The sequence below is a fragment of the Shouchella xiaoxiensis genome (assembly GCF_016907895.1).
GTDB classification, from domain to species: domain Bacteria; phylum Bacillota; class Bacilli; order Bacillales; family Bacillaceae_D; genus Shouchella; species Shouchella xiaoxiensis.
This window is the reverse complement of sequence record NZ_JAFBCV010000009.1, coordinates 83,101-108,984: the sequence shown is the minus strand read 5'-3', so window position 1 is coordinate 108,984 and position 25,884 is coordinate 83,101. Positions and strand designations below refer to the sequence as shown.

At 43.0% G+C, this 25,884-nt stretch carries 29 protein-coding genes and 1 pseudogene; 1 reads left to right on the top strand and 29 read right to left on the bottom strand.

Annotated elements, in window-relative coordinates; translation table 11 throughout:
- Nucleotides 1-9 precede the first annotated feature (9 nt).
- The 11 genes from srlE to JOC54_RS14250 form a co-directional block, all read right to left on the bottom strand.
- Nucleotides 10-1,029 carry a PTS glucitol/sorbitol transporter subunit IIB gene (gene srlE, locus JOC54_RS14300; RefSeq protein WP_204466862.1) on the bottom strand — a complete coding sequence of 340 codons (1,020 nt, stop codon included), beginning with the start codon at nucleotides 1,027-1,029 and terminating at the stop codon, nucleotides 10-12.
- On the bottom strand, nucleotides 1,022-1,591 hold the full coding sequence (srlA, locus tag JOC54_RS14295) for a PTS glucitol/sorbitol transporter subunit IIC (RefSeq protein ID WP_239586740.1): 570 nt from the start codon (nucleotides 1,589-1,591) through the stop codon (nucleotides 1,022-1,024). Before srlA ends, srlE begins: the two co-directional genes overlap by 8 nt.
- Nucleotides 1,591-2,040 (bottom strand): transcriptional regulator GutM, encoded by a 450-nt coding sequence (locus tag JOC54_RS14290; RefSeq protein WP_051991464.1) that lies wholly within the window; start codon nucleotides 2,038-2,040, stop codon nucleotides 1,591-1,593. The genes srlA and JOC54_RS14290 overlap by 1 nt, the downstream gene beginning before the upstream one ends.
- A gap of 5 nt (nucleotides 2,041-2,045) precedes the next feature.
- Entirely contained in the window at nucleotides 2,046-3,293 is a 1,248-nt protein-coding gene (locus tag JOC54_RS14285; protein WP_204466861.1) for a sugar-binding transcriptional regulator, read from the bottom strand.
- On the bottom strand, nucleotides 3,218-3,883 hold the full coding sequence (gene modB, locus JOC54_RS14280; protein ID WP_204466860.1) for a molybdate ABC transporter permease subunit: 666 nt from the start codon (nucleotides 3,881-3,883) through the stop codon (nucleotides 3,218-3,220). The genes JOC54_RS14285 and modB overlap by 76 nt, the downstream gene beginning before the upstream one ends.
- Nucleotides 3,884-4,630, bottom strand: coding sequence for a molybdate ABC transporter substrate-binding protein (modA, locus tag JOC54_RS14275; RefSeq protein ID WP_204466859.1), 747 nt, complete (start codon nucleotides 4,628-4,630; stop codon nucleotides 3,884-3,886).
- A 120-nt stretch (nucleotides 4,631-4,750) separates the two neighbouring features.
- Nucleotides 4,751-5,935 (bottom strand): Gfo/Idh/MocA family protein, encoded by a 1,185-nt coding sequence (locus tag JOC54_RS14270; RefSeq protein ID WP_204466858.1) that lies wholly within the window; start codon nucleotides 5,933-5,935, stop codon nucleotides 4,751-4,753.
- Nucleotides 5,935-6,621, bottom strand: a complete 687-nt coding sequence (locus JOC54_RS14265; RefSeq protein ID WP_035419495.1) for a ThuA domain-containing protein — start codon at nucleotides 6,619-6,621, stop codon at nucleotides 5,935-5,937. Before JOC54_RS14265 ends, JOC54_RS14270 begins: the two co-directional genes overlap by 1 nt.
- Nucleotides 6,622-6,636: 15 nt before the next feature.
- Nucleotides 6,637-7,692, bottom strand: a complete 1,056-nt coding sequence (locus JOC54_RS14260; RefSeq protein ID WP_204466857.1) for an aldose epimerase family protein — start codon at nucleotides 7,690-7,692, stop codon at nucleotides 6,637-6,639.
- A 25-nt stretch (nucleotides 7,693-7,717) separates the two neighbouring features.
- Entirely contained in the window at nucleotides 7,718-9,214 is a 1,497-nt protein-coding gene (xylB, locus tag JOC54_RS14255) for a xylulokinase (protein ID WP_204466856.1), read from the bottom strand.
- 152 nt (nucleotides 9,215-9,366) lie between these two features.
- Nucleotides 9,367-10,257 carry a LysR family transcriptional regulator gene (locus tag JOC54_RS14250; RefSeq protein WP_204466855.1) on the bottom strand — a complete coding sequence of 297 codons (891 nt, stop codon included), beginning with the start codon at nucleotides 10,255-10,257 and terminating at the stop codon, nucleotides 9,367-9,369.
- Nucleotides 10,258-10,423: 166 nt separating this feature from the next.
- Between JOC54_RS14250 and JOC54_RS14245 the strand changes: the two genes are divergently transcribed.
- Nucleotides 10,424-11,041, top strand: a complete 618-nt coding sequence (locus JOC54_RS14245) for an O-methyltransferase (protein ID WP_239586738.1) — start codon at nucleotides 10,424-10,426, stop codon at nucleotides 11,039-11,041.
- 155 nt (nucleotides 11,042-11,196) lie between these two features.
- Here the strand turns inward: JOC54_RS14245 and JOC54_RS14240 are convergent, their stop codons facing one another.
- From JOC54_RS14240 to JOC54_RS14155, 18 genes and pseudogenes are all read right to left on the bottom strand, one after another.
- On the bottom strand, nucleotides 11,197-12,015 hold the full coding sequence (locus JOC54_RS14240) for an SPL family radical SAM protein (RefSeq protein WP_204466854.1): 819 nt from the start codon (nucleotides 12,013-12,015) through the stop codon (nucleotides 11,197-11,199).
- A gap of 23 nt (nucleotides 12,016-12,038) precedes the next feature.
- On the bottom strand, nucleotides 12,039-12,665 hold the full coding sequence (locus JOC54_RS14235; protein ID WP_204466853.1) for a lysoplasmalogenase: 627 nt from the start codon (nucleotides 12,663-12,665) through the stop codon (nucleotides 12,039-12,041).
- Between the two features lie 240 nt (nucleotides 12,666-12,905).
- Nucleotides 12,906-13,694, bottom strand: coding sequence for a hypothetical protein (locus JOC54_RS14230; protein WP_204466852.1), 789 nt, complete (start codon nucleotides 13,692-13,694; stop codon nucleotides 12,906-12,908).
- 97 nt (nucleotides 13,695-13,791) lie between these two features.
- Nucleotides 13,792-13,953, bottom strand: coding sequence for a glycine zipper domain-containing protein (locus JOC54_RS14225; RefSeq protein WP_158332285.1), 162 nt, complete (start codon nucleotides 13,951-13,953; stop codon nucleotides 13,792-13,794).
- Nucleotides 13,954-14,043: 90 nt separating this feature from the next.
- Nucleotides 14,044-16,473 (bottom strand): FtsX-like permease family protein, encoded by a 2,430-nt coding sequence (locus tag JOC54_RS14220; RefSeq protein WP_204466851.1) that lies wholly within the window; start codon nucleotides 16,471-16,473, stop codon nucleotides 14,044-14,046.
- A gap of 77 nt (nucleotides 16,474-16,550) precedes the next feature.
- Nucleotides 16,551-17,225, bottom strand: coding sequence for an ABC transporter ATP-binding protein (locus JOC54_RS14215; RefSeq protein ID WP_204466850.1), 675 nt, complete (start codon nucleotides 17,223-17,225; stop codon nucleotides 16,551-16,553).
- Between the two features lie 123 nt (nucleotides 17,226-17,348).
- Nucleotides 17,349-17,939: a hypothetical protein gene (locus JOC54_RS14210; protein WP_204466849.1), complete on the bottom strand. Its 591-nt coding sequence runs from the start codon at nucleotides 17,937-17,939 to the stop codon at nucleotides 17,349-17,351.
- Nucleotides 17,940-18,049: 110 nt separating this feature from the next.
- A complete protein-coding gene (locus JOC54_RS14205; RefSeq protein ID WP_054793849.1) occupies nucleotides 18,050-18,343 on the bottom strand; it encodes a hypothetical protein in 294 nt (97 codons plus the stop codon).
- 133 nt (nucleotides 18,344-18,476) lie between these two features.
- Complete coding sequence (locus tag JOC54_RS14200) at nucleotides 18,477-19,019, bottom strand: nucleotidyltransferase family protein (RefSeq protein WP_239586737.1); 543 nt, start codon at nucleotides 19,017-19,019, stop codon at nucleotides 18,477-18,479.
- Nucleotides 19,020-19,169: 150 nt separating this feature from the next.
- On the bottom strand, nucleotides 19,170-20,123 hold the full coding sequence (locus JOC54_RS14195; protein WP_204466847.1) for a WD40/YVTN/BNR-like repeat-containing protein: 954 nt from the start codon (nucleotides 20,121-20,123) through the stop codon (nucleotides 19,170-19,172).
- Nucleotides 20,120-20,587: a helix-hairpin-helix domain-containing protein gene (locus tag JOC54_RS14190; RefSeq protein WP_204466846.1), complete on the bottom strand. Its 468-nt coding sequence runs from the start codon at nucleotides 20,585-20,587 to the stop codon at nucleotides 20,120-20,122. Before JOC54_RS14190 ends, JOC54_RS14195 begins: the two co-directional genes overlap by 4 nt.
- 13 nt (nucleotides 20,588-20,600) lie before the next feature.
- Nucleotides 20,601-20,957 (bottom strand): annotated as a pseudogene (locus JOC54_RS14185) (NUDIX domain-containing protein).
- A 107-nt stretch (nucleotides 20,958-21,064) separates the two neighbouring features.
- Nucleotides 21,065-21,604 (bottom strand): Rossmann-fold NAD(P)-binding domain-containing protein, encoded by a 540-nt coding sequence (locus JOC54_RS14180; RefSeq protein ID WP_204466845.1) that lies wholly within the window; start codon nucleotides 21,602-21,604, stop codon nucleotides 21,065-21,067.
- The gene (locus JOC54_RS14175) at nucleotides 21,601-22,221 is read right to left on the bottom strand and encodes a histidine phosphatase family protein (RefSeq protein WP_204466844.1); all 621 of its coding nucleotides are present in this window, start codon (nucleotides 22,219-22,221) and stop codon (nucleotides 21,601-21,603) included. The genes JOC54_RS14180 and JOC54_RS14175 overlap by 4 nt, the downstream gene beginning before the upstream one ends.
- Complete coding sequence (locus JOC54_RS14170; protein ID WP_204466843.1) at nucleotides 22,221-22,712, bottom strand: tetratricopeptide repeat protein; 492 nt, start codon at nucleotides 22,710-22,712, stop codon at nucleotides 22,221-22,223. Before JOC54_RS14170 ends, JOC54_RS14175 begins: the two co-directional genes overlap by 1 nt.
- 102 nt (nucleotides 22,713-22,814) lie before the next feature.
- Complete coding sequence (locus tag JOC54_RS14165) at nucleotides 22,815-23,636, bottom strand: carbohydrate ABC transporter permease (RefSeq protein ID WP_035419483.1); 822 nt, start codon at nucleotides 23,634-23,636, stop codon at nucleotides 22,815-22,817.
- An 18-nt stretch (nucleotides 23,637-23,654) separates the two neighbouring features.
- A complete protein-coding gene (locus JOC54_RS14160) occupies nucleotides 23,655-24,497 on the bottom strand; it encodes a carbohydrate ABC transporter permease (protein ID WP_051991475.1) in 843 nt (280 codons plus the stop codon).
- A gap of 122 nt (nucleotides 24,498-24,619) precedes the next feature.
- Nucleotides 24,620-25,867: an ABC transporter substrate-binding protein gene (locus JOC54_RS14155; RefSeq protein WP_035419482.1), complete on the bottom strand. Its 1,248-nt coding sequence runs from the start codon at nucleotides 25,865-25,867 to the stop codon at nucleotides 24,620-24,622.
- Nucleotides 25,868-25,884 lie beyond the last annotated feature (17 nt).

The window sequence follows — 25,884 nt, the reverse complement described above, 5'->3', positions numbered from 1 at the left end:
AATAGTCTTTTAATAGTCATACATTCCAAAGCTGGCAAGCCAAGCGACAAATACGGTCGGTGCACCTGTTAGAAAACGTCCATACAGAACAGCAGGAACTCCGACTTCAACCGTTTCCGGTTCTGCTTCCGCTAAACCTAATCCAACTGGCACAAAGTCAGCTGCGGCCTGTGCGTTAATCGCAAACAAAGCTGGCAAGGCAAATTGAGGCGGAATGTTTCCACGTCCAATTTCAACACCAATCAATGTCCCAATGACCTGTGCGATAACAGCTCCTGGGCCGAGAAACGGGGACAGCAACGGAAAAGAAACAATTGCTGACAAGATCAACAGACCCCAAATCGTTCCGCCAAGTGGTGACAAGATATTGGCAATGACATCACCGATCCCGGATGCCAAAATAAGTCCGATCAATAGTGACACGAAAGCCATAAAGGGTAAGATTGTTTTTAAAACGGTATCAATTGCGTCTCGACCTGCTTGGTAGAAGACATTCACGATTCCACCCATCATCTTGCCAATTTTAGACATGATGTTATCGTTTTGATCTGTAATTTTTTTACTTGTATCATATGTGCTCTTCTTTTCTGTTTCAGTTGCTTGCTCGGCGCCAGTTTCCTTAAGCTGAACGTCCTCAAGTGCTGCTTCTCCATCTTCATTTACTACCGTTAGAAGCCCTGGCTTTACTCCAGAAACATAGATATCCTCTACAATAAACTTTGCCATTGGTCCGCTTTGACCGGTTGCCATAATATTAATTGTCGGTATTCGTTTCTTAGGATACAAACCCGCTCGAAGTGTACCACCGCAGTCAATAATAACGGCTGCAATCTCATCTTCAGGCACAGACGTTTTAAATCCGTTAACGAGCTCTGCTCCAGTTAAGTCTGCAAGCGCAGCACCAACATCTGAAATTGGGCCTCCGGTAATGTTTACGATTTTATTCTTTTTTTCCGTTGGTTTTATCGTAAGCGGTCCACCAAAGCCACCTGAGCCTTTTTGTACACGAACTGCTTTATACTCAGCCATTGCTCGTTCCCCCTACAGTCTCGCTCATCGTTGTTTTCAGTTTTACGTTTTGTTGTTTTTCAACGTAATAAACCATCCAATCTGTTACCATTCCGCGAATCATGTTCATTACAACCCCTACTAGAAAGTAGCGTAGAGCAAGCTCTGCTGTTGAATAACCTAATGATGTAATCCCAGCTGCAACACCTAGGAATACAAACAATTCGGCTGGATTCACATGCGGGAACAAACCATTCATTGAGTGGCAGTGATAGCTAGCCGAGGCATAATATCCGGGCTTATACCGCTCTGGTAAGAAACGGCCTAATGATAATGTCATTGGGTTTAGGAAAAAGAACGTTCCTATAACCGGTAAGACGAGATAGCGCGTAAAGATGTTTTTAGAAGATTTCATTGCCAGTTTTTCAATACGCTCTTGTCCCACAAAATGAATAACCGCATTCATTGCAACGAGCAACATGATTAAGAGTGGCACGATATCAACCACTAACCCTACAAACGTTTCTGCCCCTTGTTCAAATAAACCAATGAACCCTTCAGCAGCTGTAACAAGAAAATCCATTATCCATTCACCTCACGTTTTCTAGTAAACACAGAAAGTACTTTTGCCAGTGGGGCCTTAGGTGTTTTTACTTCTCCGCCTGCTTTCACAACCCGATATACATGACGGGCATCATGAAGCGCTTTCTTTGTAAACGGATCTAGCTTTTCCTCCACTGGTTTATCCATAAAGAACAACGGTTGCTCTGCTAAAGCAGCAATTTCTTTAAAGCGGGCAAAGATTGTCATTCCCTGCATTCGCTCAGCTCGGATGATGTTGCCTTTACGGTCGACTAATAACATTAAAATAACACCGGTGCGCAAGATTCCTTTTGAACGTCCAATTGCCACTTGTCCCTCTTCACGCATTGCCCGGTACCGTTCATTAAAGTTCTTTATTTGCCAAAATCCTAATACACTCTGCAATAAGAAACCGACTGCTAAACAACCAACAGCGATAAGAATAGCCATCTTCTCTACTCCTTCCAATTCATTAATTCAACTGCTGTTTCCTCATCCGTCACCAGATGCGTCATATATCCCCCGTGTAAAGCACCGATAATGGACGGGACTTTTTCTTTGGATTCTGCAACTGCAATAGTTGTTCGATTTTGTTTTAATCGCTCAAGCTCGATCGCAATTGTTCTTTCGCTCAGAGATGATTCTGCTTCTTTCCCATCAATCGTATAAAAACGCGAGAGAATATCGCCAATCACTTTCTTGTCTTCCAGCAAACGCTTTTCTTCCTCACCAATAAACCCGCTCCAAACCAAGTTCGAGGATCGAAACAAGGCACCGATTCCAATCACAGCAACGGTCATTTGATCCCATAGCTTTATGACATCTTGCAAATAAGCAGATCCACTTATATCTTTACGAGCATCGGCCGACTCAACGATGGCTGCTGCATCGATATACTGTGATTTTGCTTTAAAGGCTCGTGCAAAATTATAAACGATGGTATTAATGTGATGCTGCACATGCATTTTGCCAGGTCCTCCAACGATTGGAACAAAAACAGCGTCTCTTCTTTTTAGTGAAGGTAATGTTTCTGACATGCTACCTAACGTATCTCCCCAAGCTAGCCCGACAACGTCCCCGTCTATTAAAAGACTGTCGAGCAGCAGGGAACTTGAATGACCTAGAGCTTCCAAACGTTCCTCTCTACTAGCTTGGGGCTCGATGGGAACCACCACAACTTCCTCTAGACCAAAGCGTTTACATAAATCGGTTTCCAAATCAACGCGAACACGATGAGTGCTTGCAATTGATATTTTTACGATTCCTTCGTCTCGCGCTTTTTGCAGCATTCGCGTTACCGTTGTCCGATAGACACCCAACCGTTTTGCAATCTCATTTTGCGTAAGCGCTTCCTCGTAATACATCTTTGCAACAAGTACTAGCTGTCGCTCCTCCTGCCACTTCATCTCGTCACCTCTATGAACTGCACATTTGTGCATCAATTGAACTTTTGTTCTTTTGTCACCATGAATATAAACGCTTTCACCAATGAGAGTCAATCGGATTGGCCGAATGGGAATAAATTCAAAACTAGAATGCACATTTGTGCAACTAACTGAACGTGTGTAGGCACATACAAAAAAACAGGCGCGAATAATCGCTCCTGTTTCATCACTTCCACCCATTGCTATACGTTTGTCCGTTTCAATCGCTGCACAACTGCAAGCAGGACAAACGCGAAGAAAACGATTGAGAGAACCCAATAAACAGCCATCACCGTATTGCCTGTTTCAACTGCAAGATAAATACTGATTGGCACGGTCTGGGTCACCCCGGCAATACTCCCGGCAAACATCAGCGTTGCCCCGAATTCTCCTAACGCTCGGGCAAATCCGAGCATGTAACCAGAAAGCAGCGCTCTCCAAGCGAGCGGCACCGTCACATGATAGAAGACGCGCCATTCATTTGCTCCCGACTGTCTCGCTGCTTCCTCTAGTTCATCGTCGACCGCTTCAAACCCATTGATTAGTACCTGGTAAATTAACGGAAAAGCGACTACCGTTGCCGCAATGACTGCCGCGACATAGGTGAACACAATTGGCTGACCGAAAAAAGCTTCAAACCATTCACCAACCACGCTTCGTCGCCCAAACAGAACGAGCAGTCCAAAACCAATTACCGTCGGCGGAAGGACAAGCGGCAACATCAAGGTTGTTTCAATGAAGACCTTTCCTTTAAACGACTTTTTCTTTAAAAACCAAGCAGCTACAAGCGCGAGCACAAAAGACAAGATGCTTGCTAGAAGAACAACGCGGAGCGAGACCCAAATTGGCATCCAGAACAAAGCATCCATCTATTGGCCTCGCTGAAATCCGTATTGTTCAAATACAGTAAGCGCCTCTTCTTGCTGAAGCCACTGATAGAAATGCTCTGCTTCTTCGGACGCTTCTAGCAAGCCCAGCGGATAGATAATCGGATCGTGGGAGCCTGCTGGAGCCGTGGTTATTTCAACAACCTGATCAGCGGAATTCCGAGCATCCGTTGCATACACTAGCCCCACGTCGGCATTACCTGTTTCTACATACGTCAAAACCTGCCTAACGTCTTTGCCATAAATGATTCGTTCTTCTACTTCGTCCCATAAGTCTTCGTTTTCCAATACCTGTTTGGCATAACGACCCGCAGGAACCGTTTCAGGCTGACCAATTGCGAGATGTCGATAGTCCACTGCCACGAGCTGGTCCAACCCTTGTACTTCATCAGCTAGCTCGGGCACAGTAATTAGAACAAGCTGATTTTCGAGCAACGGCGTGGATTCAATTAGCTCTTCCTCGACTTGCTCCATGTCCGTTGTTGAGGCAGATAAAAACAGATCAGCGGGAGCACCTTGTTGAATTTGCTGCCTTAATTGCCCTGATGCTCCGTAATTAATCGTCAATTCAACACCCGTTTCTTCTTCATAGCTTTCTTTTAACTCTTCTAATGCATCACTTAAACTAGCTGCAGCCATAATGAGTAATTCCGACGTCTCTTCTGTTGATGAAGCTTGGCACCCTGCTAAGGTCGTTATGGCAACAAAACTTAGAATTCTTTTTTTCATAGCTACGCTCCTTGACTTCTTTCTCTCATTTGTCCCATTATAACGAACAAGCTGCACGAGTGTCGCTCTGTATGTGTAAAAAGAAAAAATGTGAGCAACTACGCTCACATTTTTTGCACTCTATTTAGATGATTTAGTCTTGATCTCTGGAAGCTCAACGACCTGCCTCTGACCCGTTTCTGCAGCTTGCTCAACCGCAGCTAATACCGCTTGGTTTTTGAGGCCATCAAAGAAATTCGGCTCCGGCTGCTTACCCGTTGCAATCCCCTGCATGAATTCGTGGATGAGATGAATGAATGTATGCTCATACCCAATCATATGTCCTGCAGCCCAGTAGGCGTCCATGTATGGATGAGACTCTTCTGTTACATCAATTGTTCGAAAGCCCTGCATGCCTTCCGCATCCGCCGCTAGATACAGCTCAAGCTTGTTCATGTCCTCCATATTCCAACGAATTGATCCGTATTCCCCGTTAATCTCAATTTGATTACGATTCCGGTTGCCGCCTGCAAATCGAGTTGCTTCAAACGTTGCCATCGCTCCATTAGCGAAGGTGCCAATGATGGCTACCGCATCATCCACAGTAACCGATCCTCTCTCCTCACCAGCTCGTGTCGCACTTAGCCCTCCCGACATTTCTCCAACAGGCCGTTCCTTAATAAACGTTTTTGTCAGCGCCTGGATTTCGGTTAAATCATCAACTAAATAGTGGGCAAGGTCAATGCTATGTGCGGCAAGATCACCTAATGCTCCCGATCCAGCAACGTCTTTTTTTAGTCGCCAGATGAGTGGAAATTCCGGGCTCATAATAAAATCTTGTAAATAGTTTGCTCTAAAGTGATAGATTTGTCCAAGCTTACCTTCTTCAATCAGCTTTTTTGCATACGTGAGCGCAGGGACAAAGCGATAATTGTGGCAAATCATATGGATCACCTGATTGGAAACAACCGCATCATGCATTTCTTCCGCTTCCTCTACCGACATCGCTAGCGGTTTTTCTGTCAATACATGCTTTCCTGCCTTGGCTGCTGCAATCGCAATTTCCGCGTGAGTATTATTTGGCGTCACAATATCAATCACATCAATATCGTCACGCTCAATTAATGAGCGCCAGTCCGTTTCATACGATTCAAATCCCATTTGGTTCGCTGCCTCTTTCACAGCGGTCTCATTCCTGCCGCAAATTGCAGCGAGCACAGGCTCTACCTCTGTATCAAAAAAGAACGGCAGACTGCGATACGCATGGCTATGCGCTTTTCCCATAAATTGATAACCAACAAGACCAATTCGCACTTGTTTTTTCATTAGGATCGGACCTCCCGCTCTACCGGTTTCTCCGACCTAGCTGCCCAAACCATCCCTTTACGCATCAGTTCCGTCACTTCCGGCATCTTAACAATTTCCAGTACATGACCTAACGAACAGTAGTAAACATTGCCCTTGCCCCATTTTTTTGTCCAGACAACGGGCATATCAATTGGTCCGTTGCCAGAATGTGGCCCTTCGGCGATTGGGAAAGACGTTGTTGCATGAATCGTCACGGCCGGATCAACGTGCATATAGTACTGTTCTGAAATAACCTCAAAATCAGACATTCCGTCAGTTAGTGGATCGGTATCATTTATAATATGAACGGTGTATCGTATCCCATCGTTTCCTGGATGAGCAACCCACTGTCCGCCGACCATGAACTGATAATCGGTTGACATTCGAAAGGAGTCGCCCATACCGCCATGAAGACCAGCTAGTCCGACGCCACCTTCGACTGCCTTCATCAACGCTTGTAAGGCCTGATCTGGAATCGTTCCCTGAGTCCAATTCGGAATAATTAAGTCGTATCTACTCAAATCAACTTCTTCAAGCACACTGAGTGAGTCACTTAACTCCACTTCAAAACCCTCTTCTGTTAAAACCGTTTGTAAATATCCAGCAACTTGCGTAGGTTCATGACCTTCCCAACCACCATAAAAAAGAAGTGCTCGTTTACTCATTTGCATATCCTCCTTTTATTTGTTGTTGATCATTGATGCCTTTGTTTTGCTAAATTTGTATATCGTCTCGTGTTCATACAGCTCTCCTGGCTTCAGCCAAATGGATGGAAGCCCTTTATGATGGAGAGAAGCAGGTGGACTCTGCGTTTCTAAACAGAAAGCACCGTGTTTTTGCGCTGTTTTCCCATCAGCGAGCAAGTCGGTTCCATCTAATCCGTTACCAGAATAAAAAGTCACACCAGGCTGCGTCGTTGTTACGGTCAATTCACGCCCTGAAGTTGGTTCCGTTACGTAAATCACCTTCTTCCCTTCTTTTAAGAAAAAGAAATGATCGTACCCACCTCCTGCCTGTTTAATTTGCTCATGCCCTGCCTTAAAACCGTCTCCTAACAAGCGTCCATCTTGAAACTGAAAGGGACCCTCTTCAGATACAATAAAACCTGTTGGGAGTAAGTCCTTTCCTAATTCTAAATAGCCATCACTCTCCATTGTCAGTCGATGATCTGCAATTGACTGATCGAAATCACCAGATAAATTAAAATACGTATGGTTGGTTAACGTAATTGGCGTCATTTCATCGGTATGTGCTTTATAAGAAAGAATCCATTCATTCTCGTTGCTCAATGTATAACGAACTTCTAACGATAGTTTTCCTGGGAAGCCGTCTGTGCACTGCTGACTTTCCCGCGTGAAAGTAACGCCTACTTCGTTCTCATGTTCAAATACGTTCGGAATAAATTGTTCTTGATGAAATCCTGTCTTACCGCTATGAAGCTGGTTTTCTCCTTCATTCGCAGTCAGTTGATACGTTGTGCCCCCATGTTTAAACGAAGCCGCCTTCACTCTTCCAGCGACAGGACCAATTAATGCACCGAAATAGGCTTCATCGTTCGGATATGCCTCTTTATCTGCCAAACTGACTACAATGTTTTCTTTTCTTCCGTCTTTATCAGGAACAATTAACTTCGTAACTGTCGCTCCTACCGCTAAAATTTCAAGTTTCATTCCGTAATCATTTTCTAGGATGACTTCTGTCTGTCCGCTTGTTCCCGTCTGTATCGCTGCCTTCATTTTTGGTCTCTCCTCTAAGCTAGTTTTAGCGAAAAGCTGCTAATCGTTTACTCAATCCAGCTGTTGCCGAATAAACGTCTTGATAAATAGAGAACAGCCCCTCATAAGTTGCTCCTCGGTCGACATTCGGTTGATACACTTGGTCGACTGTCAAGAATGCATCCGCACATTCCGCTAACGACTGAAACCAACCAGAACCATACGCTGCCAGCATCGCAGCCCCCATTCCCGGTCCTTGATCTCCTTTAAGCTTGACGATCTCTGCTTGAAATACATCTGCTTGTAGCTGCAACCACAGTGGACTCTTCACTGCACCCCCAATGGAGACAATCGTCTTAATCTCTTTTCCTTGCTGACGAAAGAGATCCAGAGATTCTTTTAGTGAAAAGGTAATCCCTTCTAACACTGCCCGCACAAAGTGTCCTCTTTGATGAGTTGGACTCGCCCCAATAAAGCTTGCGCGTATCATCGCATCGGCATGGGGCGTTCGTTCACCTGAAAGATACGGCGTAAAGAGCAAACCGTTTGCTCCAGGTGAGACCGCTTCCGCCTCGGCAAGCAGTGACTCAAAGGATTCATCGCTTGCAAACGTCTCTTTAAACCAGCTTAGGCTGTGTCCTGCTGCAAGCGTCACGCCCATCGTGTAATAAACATCTGGTGCGCCGTGATTAAAATAATGCACCTTACCCGCAAAATCCTTGTTCCCAGCTTCTTCATAAGACAAAACAACACCAGACGTACCAATGCTAACAAGCGTTTTTGTTTCGTCCAAAATCCCTGCACCAATCGCTCCACAAGCATTGTCCGCTCCACCTGCAAACACTTTAAGCGTTGAAGGTAGCCCTGTTTCTCTGCAAACCGCTTCCTTTAACCGACCAACTTCAGCCGAAGCTTCAACTAGAGGTGGACAAAGCGAAGGCTTAATAGCAAACAAACGACACATTTCCTCGCTCCACTGTTTGTTTTCCACATCAAGAAGCAATGTTCCTCCTGCATCCGAGAAGTCGGTATGACATTCTCCCGTTAAATGAAGCCGCAAATAATCTTTTGGCAGCATAAACACAGCTGCCTGCTCATACAGCTCAGGCTCATGCTCACGTACCCACAGAAGTTTTGGTAACGTAAAGCCTTCCAATGCCGGATTTTTTGTTAAACGATGGACCGTGTCTTTTCCAGCTGTTTCATAGATCTGCTTACACTGAGCCGACGTTCGCGTATCGTTCCAGAGAATGGCCGGACGCAGCGGCTTATTATCTGAACCAACTAGCACAAGCCCATGCATCTGTCCCGAAAAACTCATTCCTTCTACTTGCGAAACCTCTCCACCTATTTGTTGAACCAATTCTTTTAATGCTTGAATTGTCTGGTTCACCCACTCATCTGGATCTTGCTCACTGTAGCCCGCTTTTTCATGGATCAGCGGATACGGTCTTGATACTTCATGAACGATGTCTCCTGCTCGGTTGACGAGCAATACTTTCACTGCACTCGTTCCTAAGTCCACTCCAATTACATAAGCCACATTGACTACCCTCTTTCTATTGTAAACCTCAATTAATAACGCTTCCAAAAGTTTGTTTGTCGATTAAACTAAGTGTATATTTTTCTAAATAAATCGTCAATTAAAAGTTTATTTTTACTAAGTGGAGCTGTTTTGAAATCGCCGAGTGCTCCTTATTTAGACATCTGTTTGCAATGGCTAATAAATTGACGAACCAATGCGCTTGGTTGCTCATTTTTTCTAGTGCAAATGGCAATTTTATTCATCGCGGTTACATTTTGAACATAAACACGTGCAAGCAAGCCACGTTTGATGTAATCACGGGCAACTAAGGACGAGACAAAATTAACGCCAAAACCCGCTGTAACAGCTGAGAGCGCTTCGTTTAAACCTGAAAACTGCAAGGCAATTTTAGGTGTTTTCACTTGATTCGCTTGGCATAATGCATACAAACGTGCACGAGTGGAACTTCCTTCTTCGCGCATTACAAAAGGCTGGGCTGCCATCGTTGCAAACGAAACCTCTTTGCTCGCGTATGGATGGGATGGAGATACAACAAACCAGAGTTCATCTGAAAACAATTCATCCCACTCAACTTCATGAGGTCTTTCTTCAGGACTGCCCGCATACATCGCCACGTCTGCTTTATAGTTAGCAAGCTGATGAAAGGCTTGCTTGGAATTGTTCGTTTGTATCATAACGTTTACATCAGGATAAGTTACTTTAAATGCCCCTGCCCATCTAGGTAATAAGAAATTGGCAGGTAAATACGTAGCAGCAATTTTAATGCTACCAACGCGTGCATGGCGGCAATCTTCTAGAAACGTTTCGATATGACTTTCTAATGCAAATAACGTTTCAGCTTTACGAGAGAGGTCAAGTGCGAACGTTGTCGGGACAAGGGTTCTTCCCTCTTTTTCAAACAATGGCAAACCAAGTTCTATTTCAAACGCCTTTAACTGACTAGAAACAGCTGGTTGGCTAATATGCTGTGCTTTTGCCGCTTTCGTAATGCTGCCTTGACGCATCACTTGATGGAAAAGCCGAAGACCATGCAAGTTCATTTGTTCACTCCCCTACATAAAATAAAGTTATGTATTCGTAATGAATATATATTATTCTTATTATTCATTTTACCATACACTAATGGTGCAAGGACAAAACGAAAGGGAGATGAAGCGAATGGACGTTTAAAAATGGCAGTTAGTCGATTCATACTTAGCACAGCAATTGCATCAAGAAGATCACGCTCTTGATTTAGTGCTCGAAAATAACCGCGAAAAAGATTTACCGGAAATTGATGTGTCCCGTACGCAAGGCGAGTTTTTACGCTTACTTGTACAAATGACAAAGGCTAAGCGAATTTTGGAAATTGGTACGCTTGGTGGCTATAGCACCATTTGTATGGCAAAAGGATTGTCAGAAGGGGGGAAAATCATTACGCTTGAAGCAAATTCAGCTCATGCCTCTTGTGCAAATGAGAACATCGTGAATGCTGGATTTGCTGAATGTATCAGCGTTCAACTCGGCGCTGCACTTGAAACATTACCAAAATTGGAGCAGCAAAACGAATCGTTTGATTTTTTCTTCATAGACGCAGACAAGCCAAACAATCCTTATTACTTAGAATGGGCGTTAAAACTAGCTGAACCAGGAGCTGTCATTATAGCTGACAATGTTGTAAGAGATGGAGAACTCATTAATCGCCATAGCACGGACCCACGAATACATGGCATTCGAACCTTCATTGACATGCTCGCGCAAGAAGAACGGATTGATTCGACCGCTATCCAAACGGTTGGTGAGAAGGGCTACGATGGGTTTGTAATTGGGAGAGTAAGGGACTAATTAAAACCGGTTTTTGTACGTATTAAGCAAGGTTAGAGTTAATACGGATCTAGTTAATGATGAACGCGCTGTTACGAGCTTGTACGCACTTTACTAGAATACAAACACGATAAAGAAGAAGAGTTTTAGAAAGTACGTGTTATAAGATCCGCATGTTACGGTAAAAAACCGTCCTTACTAACACGAATCTGCTCCGGTTCAAAATAGGTATACAGACGTGAAATGAGCTTCTGGTAAGCGTCTTTTTCGTACCATTTTTCTAAATTGAGTTCCTTAAAAATCCGCTCAATGTTTAGTCGTTCGGTTCGTTTTCCACCGCTGCCGTCTCCCATAAAAAAATCATCGACACAGACACGGTCAACGTAGGTGTGCAGCAGCTCTGCAAAAGCTGGAGAGCTTGGTAATAGTGGCGCAATGGCTGCTTGGGTTGGAATTCCAGCTTGTCTTAAAGTAGCTAATGCCTTTAATCTTCCAGCAATTGGCGGTGCAGAAGGCGAAAACGCTTTGCGAATCTCGTCAGAGTCGGTCTCGATCGTTATGCTGATACGCACTTTATCCTTTAGCTGTTGAAACAAGTCAATGTCTCTCGTCACAAGTGAACTTCTTGTTTGTACAAATAAAAAGTCTGGCTGCTCATGAACCATTGCTTCCAGCAGCTGGCGCGTGACTCGTTCTTTATATTCTATCGGCTGATAGGGATCCGTGCTAGATGACATAAAGATAGTAACGGATCCTTTTTTCTTAGCGCTCTTTAGCTCTTTCTCTAATAGTTGACCAGCATTTTGTTTCACGTCAACCCACTCGCCCCAGTCCTGATTGCGAAAAAGCTGCACCGGCATTTGCCTTACATAGCAATAAGAACAAGCAAACGCACAGCCAGTATACGGGTTAAGCGTATGGCTGTAACCAGAGAGAAAGCCACTTCCTTTATTTAATAAACGCTTAGGATAAGTTTTCTGTTTATCAATGTTCATCATCCACTCCTCCAAATAAAACCTTATTTCTCTAACTTGCTTATACTTGTAACGATTAGATACTGAGCACCGTAGTACGTTGTCATAATCCATACATGAGAGAAAGCTACAGATGTAACAAATAAATTCCACGCAAGAATGGTATCGGACAAGATAAAGAACAGACTACCACAAACGGCATAGCGATTTCTTGTCCAAGCAGCTGCAATTCCCATCGACGTAATGACAACAATATAGAGAACAACTGGAGCGACCATTAGCCCTTCTTCTGACTGCACCAATGCGCCAACCAAAATCAACCCCGCTGCTGCTGCATAAACCATATAAGGAATACCCATTTTCTTTAAACGATCTTTCCTTCTTGTTGCCTTTAAAAATGCATAGACATAAAAAACATGACCAAATAAAAAAATACTAAGACCAGCAAGAAATGAAAAGGCGATCGCAATGTCTGCCAGCATACAAACAAACAGGCCGATTACAATTGCGCGATGTTTTCCTACAGTTCGGTAGTTGATCATAGCATATATCAAAAGAAGAAACATCGGTAGCGCCTTGAAGAATACGCTTACAAAAGTGGCTTCTTTTTCAATGAAAGCAATGTAGATTACTCCTGTAACGAATATCAGGACAGACAACAGTTGTTTCATACACTTGGCTCCTTTGTTGTTGTTTTTTGTTGTTTTACTGGCGTTAGCCAGAGCGGTTTTACAAGCGGATGAGCACCGCACAAGAGATAGAGGTAGAATGAGACTGTGAATTCCTTAAATAATCCCTTTATACCAAGCTTTTTCACGGTTATATTTGATTTACAAAGGTCTCGTTTTTCCCCTTTTCAGAGAGGGGAAATGTAGCGTTTTTACCCTTTTCTCTCAGTCTCAATAGCCGTCTCAGAAACCTTGGTTATATTCATATGTTCGATATAAAATCCCTCGATTAACCTTATAGGTATAGCCTTTTTTGCCTCGGCTTTTACGAATGACCCCCGTCTCATCAAGTCGATTCATTAGTTGTGTCACTCGTTTTGGATCACAGTCCAAAAGACCAGCAATTGTGTTGCGATTTAACGGCTGTACTTGATCAAGATTTGGTTCGTCTGGTTCCATAACAAGCTCATTTGTTTGAAAGTGGAGATAGGGGATTAACTTATATAAGAAACCTGCTTCAACAAGCTTTAATGGAAAGATATGAGTTAAGGAATATGTGCCAATCGCAAGTTTAACAAACTTCCTTTTATTTAGCCTGCCACGATGATGGTATTTCTCATTTATATAAAATGTACAAAATTGATTTTCTCGCTTCTTGAATAGTACTCCCGCCTGTTCTAATGATTTCAACAGTTTCAGCGTGCTTGAACGACTCCGATCAAAAACAAATGACAAATAAGCGACTTGTAACACCATTCCCTGCTCCACTACTAGCTTCCCTTGTTGATTAATTGATAGATAGAATAATAGTTTTAACAGAGCACCTGCTTCACTTAGACTTAGCGTTCCAAGATTCTCATTCATTGTTGCAGGGAAACAAGCAACAAACCGGTCTTGACCTGACCCCCTTGCCATTAGTCTCCTACGTTTTTCCTGCCAGCCTTTCTGCTGATTCTTGGTGCGGTAAAATGCTACATCTGAAATCACTTCTCCCGTGCGTTTATTAATCAGAATATAGTCCAGAACATTCACCACCACTTCCGTTTAATTATTTTCATTATACTGAAAACAAATGCGAAAGCGAGCCTTCCTTTCCATATTAAGGACGCTTTTTCAACATACGGTTACCTTATTTTCGATTACGGTTCCAATCGACGATAATGCCAAGCACTAGCCCGCACATCATATAAAAAAAGTAAGCACCCGTTATAAACCCAAAGGAAAACCCAAGAGCGATTCCAATTGATATTCCCGTTCCCCATTTAGAGCGTTTCTTTCTCCTCGTACTCACAGCCGTCTCACCCTTCCTGCTTTATCCACCATAAGTGTAACAAGAGCCACCCAAAAAAGCTTCCTCTTTAAGGAAAGAGGAAGCTAACTTTTAGCTATAGGCTTTTATATGGGATTGAATCATTTGATGAGCGGCAATTAACACACCTAATGCCAAAACAATTGCTCCACCTAAAGTCGCTAACAATAGCATGAATGAGAACTCGAATAGTATAAAAACTGCTAGACTACTGGCCAAAACCCCACTGGCAATTGCAACAAGTGTCCAGGCCGATGACTCTTTCAAACAAAGATGATAAACATCTTTAGGACGCCAACCAACATCTCTAAGTGTCTGTAATTCCCCTTTTCGCAAGAGAAGAAATGCTGAGACGCTCTCAGTCACCGTTATCATAGCAAGGGCAAAAGCGGCGATTACAATAAGCACTAATGATAAAAATACGCCATCGACAATATAGGTGCCTAAATTTGTGGCGCTTGTCGCTGCTACTGTTGCAATAAGAGAGGAAGCAACAAACACCATTACAGCAGCAATCATTGCGAGTTGAAAAAAAGTTACGCTAATAAGCTGCCTGTAAAACAAAACATTTCGCACCCAAATCTTTTTTCCTTTTAACGTTGAAAATGTAAAAATAGAGGGTTCACTATTTCCAAACGATTGAATGAACATGATTAAAACCGTAAATCCAAACACGGCTAGTAAATATACATATGCATTCCAATTCAGGAGGCCCGTTTGAATAAAAACAAACGTACCAATAACTGAAATCAGTAGCGCTATTAACGTCAGCATCAAGCTTTCCAATAAGTAGAAGCGGCGGATATGAGCCGGTTTCCAACCGAGATCAGTGAGTAGCCGCTGCTCAGACTGTCTCGTGCGACGGCGGAACATAAACCGATTAATGACATAGCTAATACTTGCTAGGAAAAATAATCCTGCGATGATTGTATTCGTTAGACTCCAGCCTTCACTAATGGTTGTTGCCGCTCCAAGCCCTGTCCAGTACTGTGTGACTTCTCCGATCCCTTCAACATTCATCGTCATTAACTGAGGTGAAGATCCTGCAACCATATCAATTTGATAGGTACCCCGATTCTGAATCGCTAAAATAATTTCTTCAATTTTTGACTGTGCTTCTTCGTCGTACTCTGTTATGCCTGCCACCTTCACACGAATAGCATCAATTGGTTTATCTCCTTTAAAATAAGCCGCCTCTTTAAGTTGAACTAACCCTTGGGCAGGAGATGCAACAAAGCTACCAGGTTTAATTGTTTCAGTAATAACAGTCCCATCCCCAGCTGTCACAGGCGATTGTTGATAAATACCTAGCGGACTTGCTGCAAGCGATTCTTCATAATTACCAACAGTATAGGAACCAACAGGGGCAAACAAGAACTCACTACTTTCATCATCAAAAAACTCATAAACTTTTCCTTTCTCCTCTAATTTCCTGTACGTAGGAACCCCATCAATCTCATCATGAATTCCAATCGTAATCTGTTCACCTCTTATTTCATAATCAACCGGAGATGCCACATAGTATTGAGAAGAATGTGTAATCGTTTCATAACCTCCAAGTTTTTCTACGTTTCTTCCATCTGAAGTCAAAGTCGGCTGTTGGTGATAGAAAGGCTTTAAATATTCAGATAAATCAATCTCAAGCTGTTGCTCTCCCGTTCGGCGTGCATGTAATTCCTCAATCATTTGATCCTCTACTTCTGGACCTGACATGAAAAAAGGATCTTCTTCATTAATTCCATATGCGTCTTTTAGCGCTAGTGTATCATCACTTGACCAATTGATTGGGTCAACCGTCATGTGAAAGGTGAGAGATGTATCTGCTGTTTCTAAATAAACAATTGGAATGAAATGGTCTACTGGCTCTTTTGTTGAATCGCCACCGAGATATTCTTCCGTATGTCCAACCAATAACGTCTCATCAATCTCGTTATTAAATGCTGATAGATCGAATCCAGTTAATTTCTCCTCTTGTTCACGATCAATAGCCACGAGAGAATAATAAGAAATAGGAATTGGGAATGCTTTTCGAATATTTGCGGTACCCGGAATCACATCAAAGCTTGTTAATGTATCGTTTGACTTATTAAAGTTAAATCCTTCTTGTTCAAGTATAAATGTCGGGTCCTCATTATTTGCAAATTGATATTGATTAATTCCATCTGACATGGAGAAATAGCCATTGACCATCACGTTTTCATTCGCTTGATTTGCAAACTCAATACTCGTATGCTGCCCGGTAAAATAACCTAAAGAAGCAACTGGAGCAGCAATATCAATACCTTCAATTGTCTTTATTTCTTCCCATTCATCTAGGGAGATACCGCCTTCGTTAAAGCTGACATAGTTTTCTTCAACAAGATTCAGCTCTTGTTCCACATTTGCCTGACTATCCGCTGGTCGAATAAGTAAATCATAGCTTCCTCGACCGTGTTCCCGTATATCCGCTTCAATTGTGGCATTCATTTCCATCAATGTAGACAGGCTTAGAGGAATTGCCAAAAAGATAGCTACCAATGCAATAATGAATAAAAGAGAGTGTCGAAAGTGATTGCGAACTGAGAGAAAACTATAACGTATCATGACTGCAGAATACCTTCGCTAATCATTCCGTCTTTGAGATGAACTATTCGGTCGCTGCGCTGTGCCACTGCTTTATCGTGCGTCGCTACGACAATTGTCAGTCCCTCTTGATGTAACTTACTCAGAAGTGTAAGGATGTTATCACGATTTTTTGTATCTAAATTTCCAGTTGGTTCATCACATAACAATATTTTCGGACTAGTTAATAACGCTCGCGCAATTGAAGTCCGCTGCTGCTCACCACCTGATAATTGATGTGGAAAATGCATTAAACGATGACTTAAACCTACTCGTTCGATTAATTTTTTCGCACTTGACTCAATCTCGCTCTTTTTTTTGTATGGAACTAATGGTAGCATTACGTTCTCCAAAACCGAAAACTGCGGTAATAAGCGAAACTGTTGATAAACAGAGGATGAGTTTGTGCGGAAATAGTTCTGACGATCTGCCTGTTTCATATCTTTCATATCCGCACCTTCTAGCATAAGTGTTCCAGCTGACGGGCTAATTAATCCCGATAAGACATTCAATAACGTTGTTTTTCCAGAACCGGATGGGCCCATTAAGGTGATCCACTCTCCGCTAGTAATGTTTAAATCAACACCTTCTAAGATTAGAATCGTCTCTTTCTCCACGCCATACGAGAGCGTTACTCCTTCTAATTGGATCATCTACATGCTCCTTCGCATCATCCTTAAAAAATGAATGAAATATTTTGTATTAATAGATAATTAATTTCAGCATACTATATATGGTAGAGAAAGGAAATAAAAAAGTAGCCAAAGGCTACTTTTTCATCCACTCACATTTAAGAGTGGACTTGCTTCATATCGACTTGATAAGTCTCGAATAAACAAATCAATTTCTCGAAATAAACTGCCCTCAATTTGCTCTCGTTTTACCACAGCTTCTTCTTCGGATAGAAAATAATGCGTATTGGCAGCCTGACACCATAAGGGCAGCATTCGGAGAATTTCCCCAGCACGATGCCAATAGTCTGCATCATGATGAGAAAAAGGAATAGGCAGCGCTTGCGATGATTGATTGTCTGCCTGAAGATACCATTCTTGTTTCATAAAAATGAGAGTCTCTCCATTTTCCTCATACCATAACGTAATGTTTTTCTGATCAACTTCCAGCTTTGTCCGCGTCCCCATCAAATTATACGTACGCTTTAGTTCATCAACCCCAGAACCTGCATGTTTAAGCTCTTTTTGAATTGCTTTAAATGAAGCAATTAACACATCTTTATACTCATCGTTCACAACCAGCCTCTTTTCAACTCGTCGCACGAAGTACTTTCTTCTTAAAAAAGGATGTACAGCAAATCTATAAAAGATAACAACAAAGAAACCAATGACCAGCGTCCATAAAAAACCGTCCATTTAATCAACTCCTGCGAGTTTTTCGCGTTTTCCTTAGAGAACGCCCCCTCATTATAAACGGATGGTAATTGATTGAAAAGGGTCTCGGTTACAGCTAATTTATCCCAGCTTCATCGAGCTTTTATTTCCACCTCTGGCGTAACTAACCCACTCATGCGAAAGCCGTTTAGCAGCAACCGTTTTATACGCTCAGCTCGTTCTTTCGCTAGCTGGGGTTCAAGTTCATTATGGAACTCACACAGCACGGATAAGCTAGCGTTGCTTGTAGGAATAGGCTTCATCACACCAGAACCAGCAGTAGTACTTGCACTTATGATTGTTAACAGTAACGTTTGTAAAATCGCTAGTTCTCGCTTCGATAACGTTTCATCTGTGTTTACTTCGATCTGTAATTGACGAACCATACAATGCCCCTAACATACTTTTTTGTTAGTTTTAGCATCCTAGAGTGGTTTTATTTATCTTTTTCGACAGTTTTTTCATTTCCCCGGAAATAAAAAAGAAACCTTCTTCATTAGAAAGCTTCTGACGTCCCATCTATTCTACAATAATCTCTTCCACATTCGGCCATTTTTTGCGCCAGTTCTTGCGCGTAAGTCGTTGCTTAAACCGCTTATACTGCTCACCCGTCTCCCAATAGGAAGGTGTTGGTCGAAGTTTCAGCTGTATTGCATCGTCTATCCCCAAAGGTGCGAGCAGCTCTACTCGGTTACGCTCATCCAGCCGAACAGCGAGTGCTGTCGCTGTTTCAGGATAATGAGCAATTGCATCCTCAGTTGAGTGGTAAGGTGAAAAGCCGTTAACTAGATGCATTCTTGCCTGATTTTTAACGGACCACGGGACATCCGGTAGCCATTCCCGTAACTTATGCTCCATGACCTTCTCAATGGCTTCAGCAACGCATTCCGCGTCAAAGTAAACAACGTCAACATCAGGAAGCTCGGTTTTAGTCGTGTATCCATGTTGGAGATCCCACACCTTTCCCCGGACAAAACCAGCAGCTACCCAGCTATCAGGCAGCTGCAATTGCTTGACTGCGTGTAAAACGGCCATCATTTGTGGATCAGCTTCTATGGCCATGCATACATCCTTTTCGGTTCTTAGCATATTTACCCTCTTTTCACTGTAATTTAGAGAGCGTAATAACTTTCTTTTCATATTCGAAACAGACTTCTCAAATTAAGTGAGGTCCTTGTAACCAAGAATGAATTCCACCAAATCTGCGTAATTCTAATCAAATTCATCAGGCATCACCTCGCGTACAAATTGCCATGTACGACCTTGATCCTTTGAGTGAAACAGCCCCTTGCTTTGCCCACCGTTCCAATCACCGTCAGATCCTTGCCTAACATAAACCAGCAGGTCACCGTCTTCATAAAACGGCGTTTCAGCGACAACAAAATGTATTTGATAGGCTTCAGGCATTGTGAAAGTTGCTGACTCCCAATTCGTTCCTCCATCGGTTGTCACATATAAATCCGGCTCGTCCGTTGTTAGAATTCCGTAAGAAAGAAAACCTAATTGCTCGTCAACAAAACCTCCGTCTGCCACTAGTCGATGCGTATCCGGCGTCCGAGTCGTCTTCCAGCTGCTACCACCATCTTCCGTTATTGCAAGATGCGTAAGTTCACTGGACATCGTTTTATCACTCGTTAGCACAATATAACCGAATGAATCTGTAACAAACGCTATTTTCTGAAATCGTGGCGGCAACATCTGTTCAAACACCGTTGACTGCTCCCAAGTCTCTCCTTGGTCAGATGTATAAAGCAATTTGGTCTCAGCCGCTGTTGAATAACCATCTTCTCCCAAAGAGATGGGTTTATGAAACAAGAACGCGATCCTATGCTCGTTCATCCAATACGTTCCTTGCTGAAGCTCTCCCTCTCGTACATCTCCTTCTCCAAAAAATAACGAATTAGGATGAACCGGAACCTCGATCCAGTCACTCCCATGATTTAAAGTGACATGCAGTTGATTGTTTGCAAGTGAATAATCGATCTCTTCGTTTGCCAAATGGGCTTCCGTTGCTTCTCGCTGCTTTTTCAAAGCTCTTATCTCTTCTGCTACTTGCTCACTGGTAAGCTGGTCTGGTAATGACACCATCTCTTCATGCAGAAGGACTAAAATGATTAGACCAGCCCCGATACATGCAGCCGCTATGCCAACAATCGACTTTTTCATTTAATCTCCTCTTTTAATTGATTAACTCGTTTTAATTCGGGTCGATCAGCTGGATATCCATACTTCTGTCGATACCGCTTGCGCTCAGCGGTGAAATCCCACCAGTTTTTCGTTGCCTCAGGATGGTTTGCATAATAAACTACAAGCCTGAACTGATCCTCCACACATGGATCAACCGGGTAACCGCATTGTTTTTCATGGCTATCCGTTAGCTTTGCCCCATCACGATCTCTAAGATCATCCAACGAATAGTACCCTAAACCGATTAAACTAGACGCGAATCGAGGACCAATGGAAGGAATCTGCTGAAACTGCGCTTGAGCAATGAGCTCCTTTGCTCGTATTTGATCGCATGCGATTAGCTCTGCTAGCTCCGCACTAGTATAAAGGTGAATCGTGCTTTGCTTGATTTTGCATTTCCTCAGCTGTTTTCTCTCTTTATCCGTAAAGTAAAGCTTCATCATTCTTGCTCTCCTCCTACGTCTTTTTAATGTGAATGTCTCCCTCTTGGTTGCCGTGATCATCCCAAACAACCTTTATATCAAATGTACCCTCTTCAAAAAAGTAGGGCATTCTTGCAAAAGCTCCCCCTCAAACTCTTCCGTTATGTAATTAAAAATCATATGACGTACCCGCTGAACGGGATTGACATAGTGATAGAGACCTTTATAAACAAGGTTTCTTACATTCAATCCAGTTTCTTCTTTTACTTCTCGGATCGCGCCCTCAACGAAACCTTCTGGAAAATCAACACTTCCCCCCAGGGGGAATAAATCCTTTAAAGGCGTCGTGTTGACGGTTTAGTAGCAATACGTATTCGCCATCTTTAATCATACACACCGTCCAAAACTTGCACTCCACTGTCTTTCTCACCCCCGCAAACAAGAACGTATATTCTTTTTTCGAGTATACCGAACCAATACAATCAAGACAACCACTCTTTACGGTCGCTTTTCCCATGGAGTAAGTGTGCCGATCGTATAGCTTTCTACGCTCGTGGAAATTGCCTCCATTGTTCCATCGGCAATTTCTTGATGCGTTAACCATCTTGACTGATTATTTTCAATCTCAAAGCCAAGCTTCACTTCTTGGTAGAAGACCTGCCTATTTGCTGCGGCTTCAAAGGGATGATCAATTGATTCCCGACTCTCGCTGCTTCCTTTCACATGGATCAAGCGCCAGCTCTGGTCTTGAAGCTGGTTCACTGTTGTGACAATGGTTGCCATCCCCTTAGGTGCGGTGCCATGAATCCAAGTATGCACCAGATCCACGGGCCCGTTTTCTTCAATTGCCTTTATTATTAGCGCTTTTAATGCTTCTGTTTCCGTGTAGTCGAGCTCTATTGCGCTCACTTTTTTCGAAATGCGTCCTGCCCGGCTCTTATTTCGTGCAAACACGACGGTATGATCGGCTTGTTCAGCTAACCAGCTTGTTGTTTTAGCAAGCATTCCCGTTCCACCAAAAACAAGCGCATGTTTCATCTGTTTTCACTCTCCGTCACGGTTTTTCCAGCGAATACAATCCGCCACTTGTTCGTGCATTCTAGGAAAGTCAAACTTCCACCATTGATAAATGGCGGCTCCCACAAATGAGCCAACTGATTTTCTCTAACTAGCATCAGGATCATTTTTATTACAACAGCGTGGGTTACCGCTAAAATCGTTCCTGAAGTGTGAGTAGTAACAAGATCAGCTAAAAAGGATTTGACGCGCTTTTGCAGATCAGTAAAGGTCTCACCGCCGTTGGTTGCTTGGTATGCTTCTGGCTTTTCCCAGAAACGATTGCTCTCTACATAGTCTTGTTTGTTTACTTGATCACTCGTTAGCCCTTCCCAGATACCTAGATTTATTTCTTGCAAACGGCTGTCTTGATAGATGTTAGAAAAAGCCGCGGCGACGATTTCCGCGGCAGTATGTATCGTTCGTCCACTTGGGCTCACGTAAATTCGGTCAAGTTTTTCTTTCTGTTGAAAGAAAGCACCAATTCTCTTTGCCTGCTCAATCCCATTCTCGGTAAGTGGTGAGTCTTGCCAGCCCTGCATCCGCCTTTCTACGTTCCACTTCGTCTCCCCATGTCGTACAAGATAAAGCCGTAACATTAGGTCCACACTTGATTGAGTCGCGGCGCATAATAGTCTAGCGCGTTTCTAAACCCTTGTAGGTCTGGATCAGCTGTCGTTTCTAGTAACGATGTAAGCAGTCGCTCCATTGCTTTATCATAGTTTCCGAGATTATAAAGTGTAAGCGAATAAAAGACGTGTAGTGGCTTGTAGTCCGGAAATCGTTTTAAGCCCTCAGTAAGAGTCTTCTCTGACTCTACATAGTTTCCTAATGTACGGTAGGTGCTACCTAAGCCTACATAGGCTTCCTTTAAATCTTCTTCCTTTAAACCGAGTTCTATCGCCTTTGTATAGTATGGCACAGCTTGGCTCTCCAAGCCTTGCATATCACAGTTGGCAGCTAACAAATAATTCACTTCCCCATTATTTTGCTCCCATTCTAATGCCTGTAGCAGCTGTTGTTCCGCTTTTTCAAATTGTTTATTTCGTTGATATGTTTTTGCCTGAACGACTATCTCCGCCAAACTCATCTGCTTTTCACCGATCTTTCTGAATAGATTTACTTATTATGTTACACGTGGAACACTAAAAACACCAGCAGACGTTTATGCATCTGCTGGTGCTCGTTTAGTTTACTTGTCTCCTCTGAATGATAGGCCATCAATAAACAACCGATTAAAGAAGGCGTAGAGTAAGAGAACTGGGATTGTGAAGATCATTGATGCGGACATAACGTAATTCCAAAACGATACGTTTTCTGTTTGGAAGGCGTTTAACCCAACTGGAAGAGTGTACATGCTTGCGTCGGTCATTACGATTAGCGGACGCATGAAATCGTTCCAGATGCCCATAAATACAAAGATCGCTTGGGCAAATAAAGCCGGTTTTGCCATTGGCAAGACGATACGGAAAAATGTTCCGAAACGGCTCAGTCCGTCCACTGCTGCGGCTTCCTCAACTTCCCGAGGGAAGTTAACAAAGAACTGACGCATCATGAAAATAAAGGTCGCATTAATCATTGCTGGAACAATCATGCCTTGATACGTATTTAACCAGCCAAGTGAATTTAAGATCAGGTAATTCGGGATCATCGTAACTTGAGCTGGGATCATTAAAACTGCTAATACAAGTAAAAACATGCTTTTCCGGCCACGAAAATTGATGCGGGCAAGCGCATATCCTGCCATTGAATTAAATAGCAAGTTAAGCATTGTGCCGACTACGGCGATTAATACACTATTTCCTAACCATCTTAAAAACAACGGCTGTGTTTCGAGAATGTAGCGGTAATTATCCAATGTCCATGTTTCAGGGAAGAAGCTGAAGCTCCCGACAATTTCATTTAACGGTTTAAAGGAAGCAAACAACGCCCATAAAAACGGGATGACGGTAATAACGCTATAGCCAATGAGCAAGATATATACGATTGGTTGGTTCCATTTTCTTGTTTTCATGTTCTTGTCCCCTGCCTTTTAGTACACTTGTTCATCTTTTTGTAGCTTTCTTTGTATTAACGTCGCGATTAAGATAATAACAGCCAGCAAGAACGCAACTGCGGCGGCAAAGCCAATTTGGTCATACGTTTGGAATGCATACTGGTATATGAGTAAAACAATCGTCAGCGTCGAATTATCCGGTCCGCCCGTTCCACCCGAGAAGATATACGATTGATCAAACAGCTGAAATGTTCCGATGATCCCCATAATTAGGACGAATGAGGTAATCGGTCGTAGCATCGGTACTGTAATATAACGGAATTTCTGAAATGCGCTCGCGCCATCTAACTCAGCAGCTTCGTATAAACTTTCCGGCACATCTTTCAAGCCTGCTAAATAAATGATCATATAAAAAGGTGCAGTAGCCCAGATATTCATAATCATAATGGAGAAGAGAGCTACAGCTGGATCTCCAAGCCAGTTATATGTCGGTAAGCCGACGAGTGAAAGAAATTCGTTAATAATCCCGTTCTGACTGTTGTACATAAACATGAAGATCATGGCTAGCACCGTAGACGACGTCAGCGTTGGTAGGAACAACAGCACCCGGAATGTGTTTGTCCAACGAATCTTGGCATTTAAAAGCGAAGCCAAGACCATAGCCAGCAAGGTTTGAACAGGTACTACAATCGCTACATATAAAGCGGTATTTGATAATGCAATTCCTGTGCGGTAATCGTTGAACGCTCGCGTAAAGTTATCAAACCCGACAAATTCGCTTACACCTGCAAGCAGATTCACTTTCTGAAACGACAAAACAACTGCGTAGAGGATGGGAAGCAAAATAAACACGCTGATCGTCAATAAAGCGGGCAGCATAAAGCCGTATCCCTGTACAAGATCATTCCGGTTGATTTTTGAAGGGTTGCGTTTCCCTTTAGCCAAGCTTCCTCACTCCTTTATTTTTGAAAGAGAAAGAGAGGTAGCTCCTCTCTTCGCCTTTAATCAATTTCATTGTTTGCAACATCCTGTGCTTCCTGTAACGCTTCTTGTAAATCTCTTTGACCAAGAAAGGCACTTAAGAACTGGTTGTTAAAGTTGTTATAGATAATCGGTAGGTTTGTATCATCATTCCATACCGTTGCATAAGAAGCACCAGCAACAAACGGTCCGTAAAGCGGGTCATCGGCATAATCAAGCGACTCAGACACAGATGCACGTGTCGGCAATGTTAAACCAGAAGACGTCCATTTTTCCATGCCTTCCTTGCCTGTCAAATACTCAATTAAGCGCCATGATGCTTCTTTTTTCTCTGAAGCTGCATTCATAACGTAAGAAACCGTATAAGCCATCGTTCCTTGCTCATCATTAACGGTTGGAATCTCAGCGACACCATAGTTTACGTCTGGAAAATTCTCATCTAAATAAGGCACGGTCCAGTTTCCTTCAATGATCATTGCCGTCCGCTCTAAAGCAAACATCTCCCCGCCGTTGTCAGTACCTGCTTCAGATGGTTCACCGGCGATTCCTAATTCATTGCGCATATCGACGATTGGTTGCAGCGCATCAACTACAGCTGGATCTGCAAAGGCAGCCTCGTTATCGACAGCAATTTGACCACCATTGGATTCAGCAATAAACATTAAGCGTGCCAAGTCAGGCACAACCCCGAACCCGTAAACATCATCGCTTTGCAGCTGTTCGGCCACCTCAATTAACTCATCCCAAGTTGTCGGAGCTTCTTCAATTCCAGCTTCTTCAAACATGTCTTTATTGTAGAAAAGAGCAAGTGTTGACGTGTCCTTCGGTAAGCCGTACAAGACGCCATCATTGTTTCGGAATGCATCAACAAGCGGCTGTTCAAAGTCATCAAGATCAAACTCATCGGTAATATAGTCATCGAGTGGCTCAACGACTCCGGTTTCAATTAAACCCGGCGCTTCAAAAGCTTCAAGGAAAAACACATCTGGACCTTCGCCACCGATTAAGCGTGTGCGAAGAATATTCATGTATTGATCGGCAATTGTACTAATCTCTACATTTATATCTGGATTGGCGTCTTCAAACGCCGCAATCGTATCTTCTAAATATCGCTGTTCTGTTGGCGATGACTGCCAGCCTGTTAATGTAATCGTTGTTTGCTCACCGTTACTCGTATTCGTATCAGTACCAGTCTCTCCATCACCGTTTGAACAACCTACAAGCACCAACATCAAAGCAGCAACCGTTAATCCTACTTGTTTCTTCATTTGTTTTCCTCCTCAAA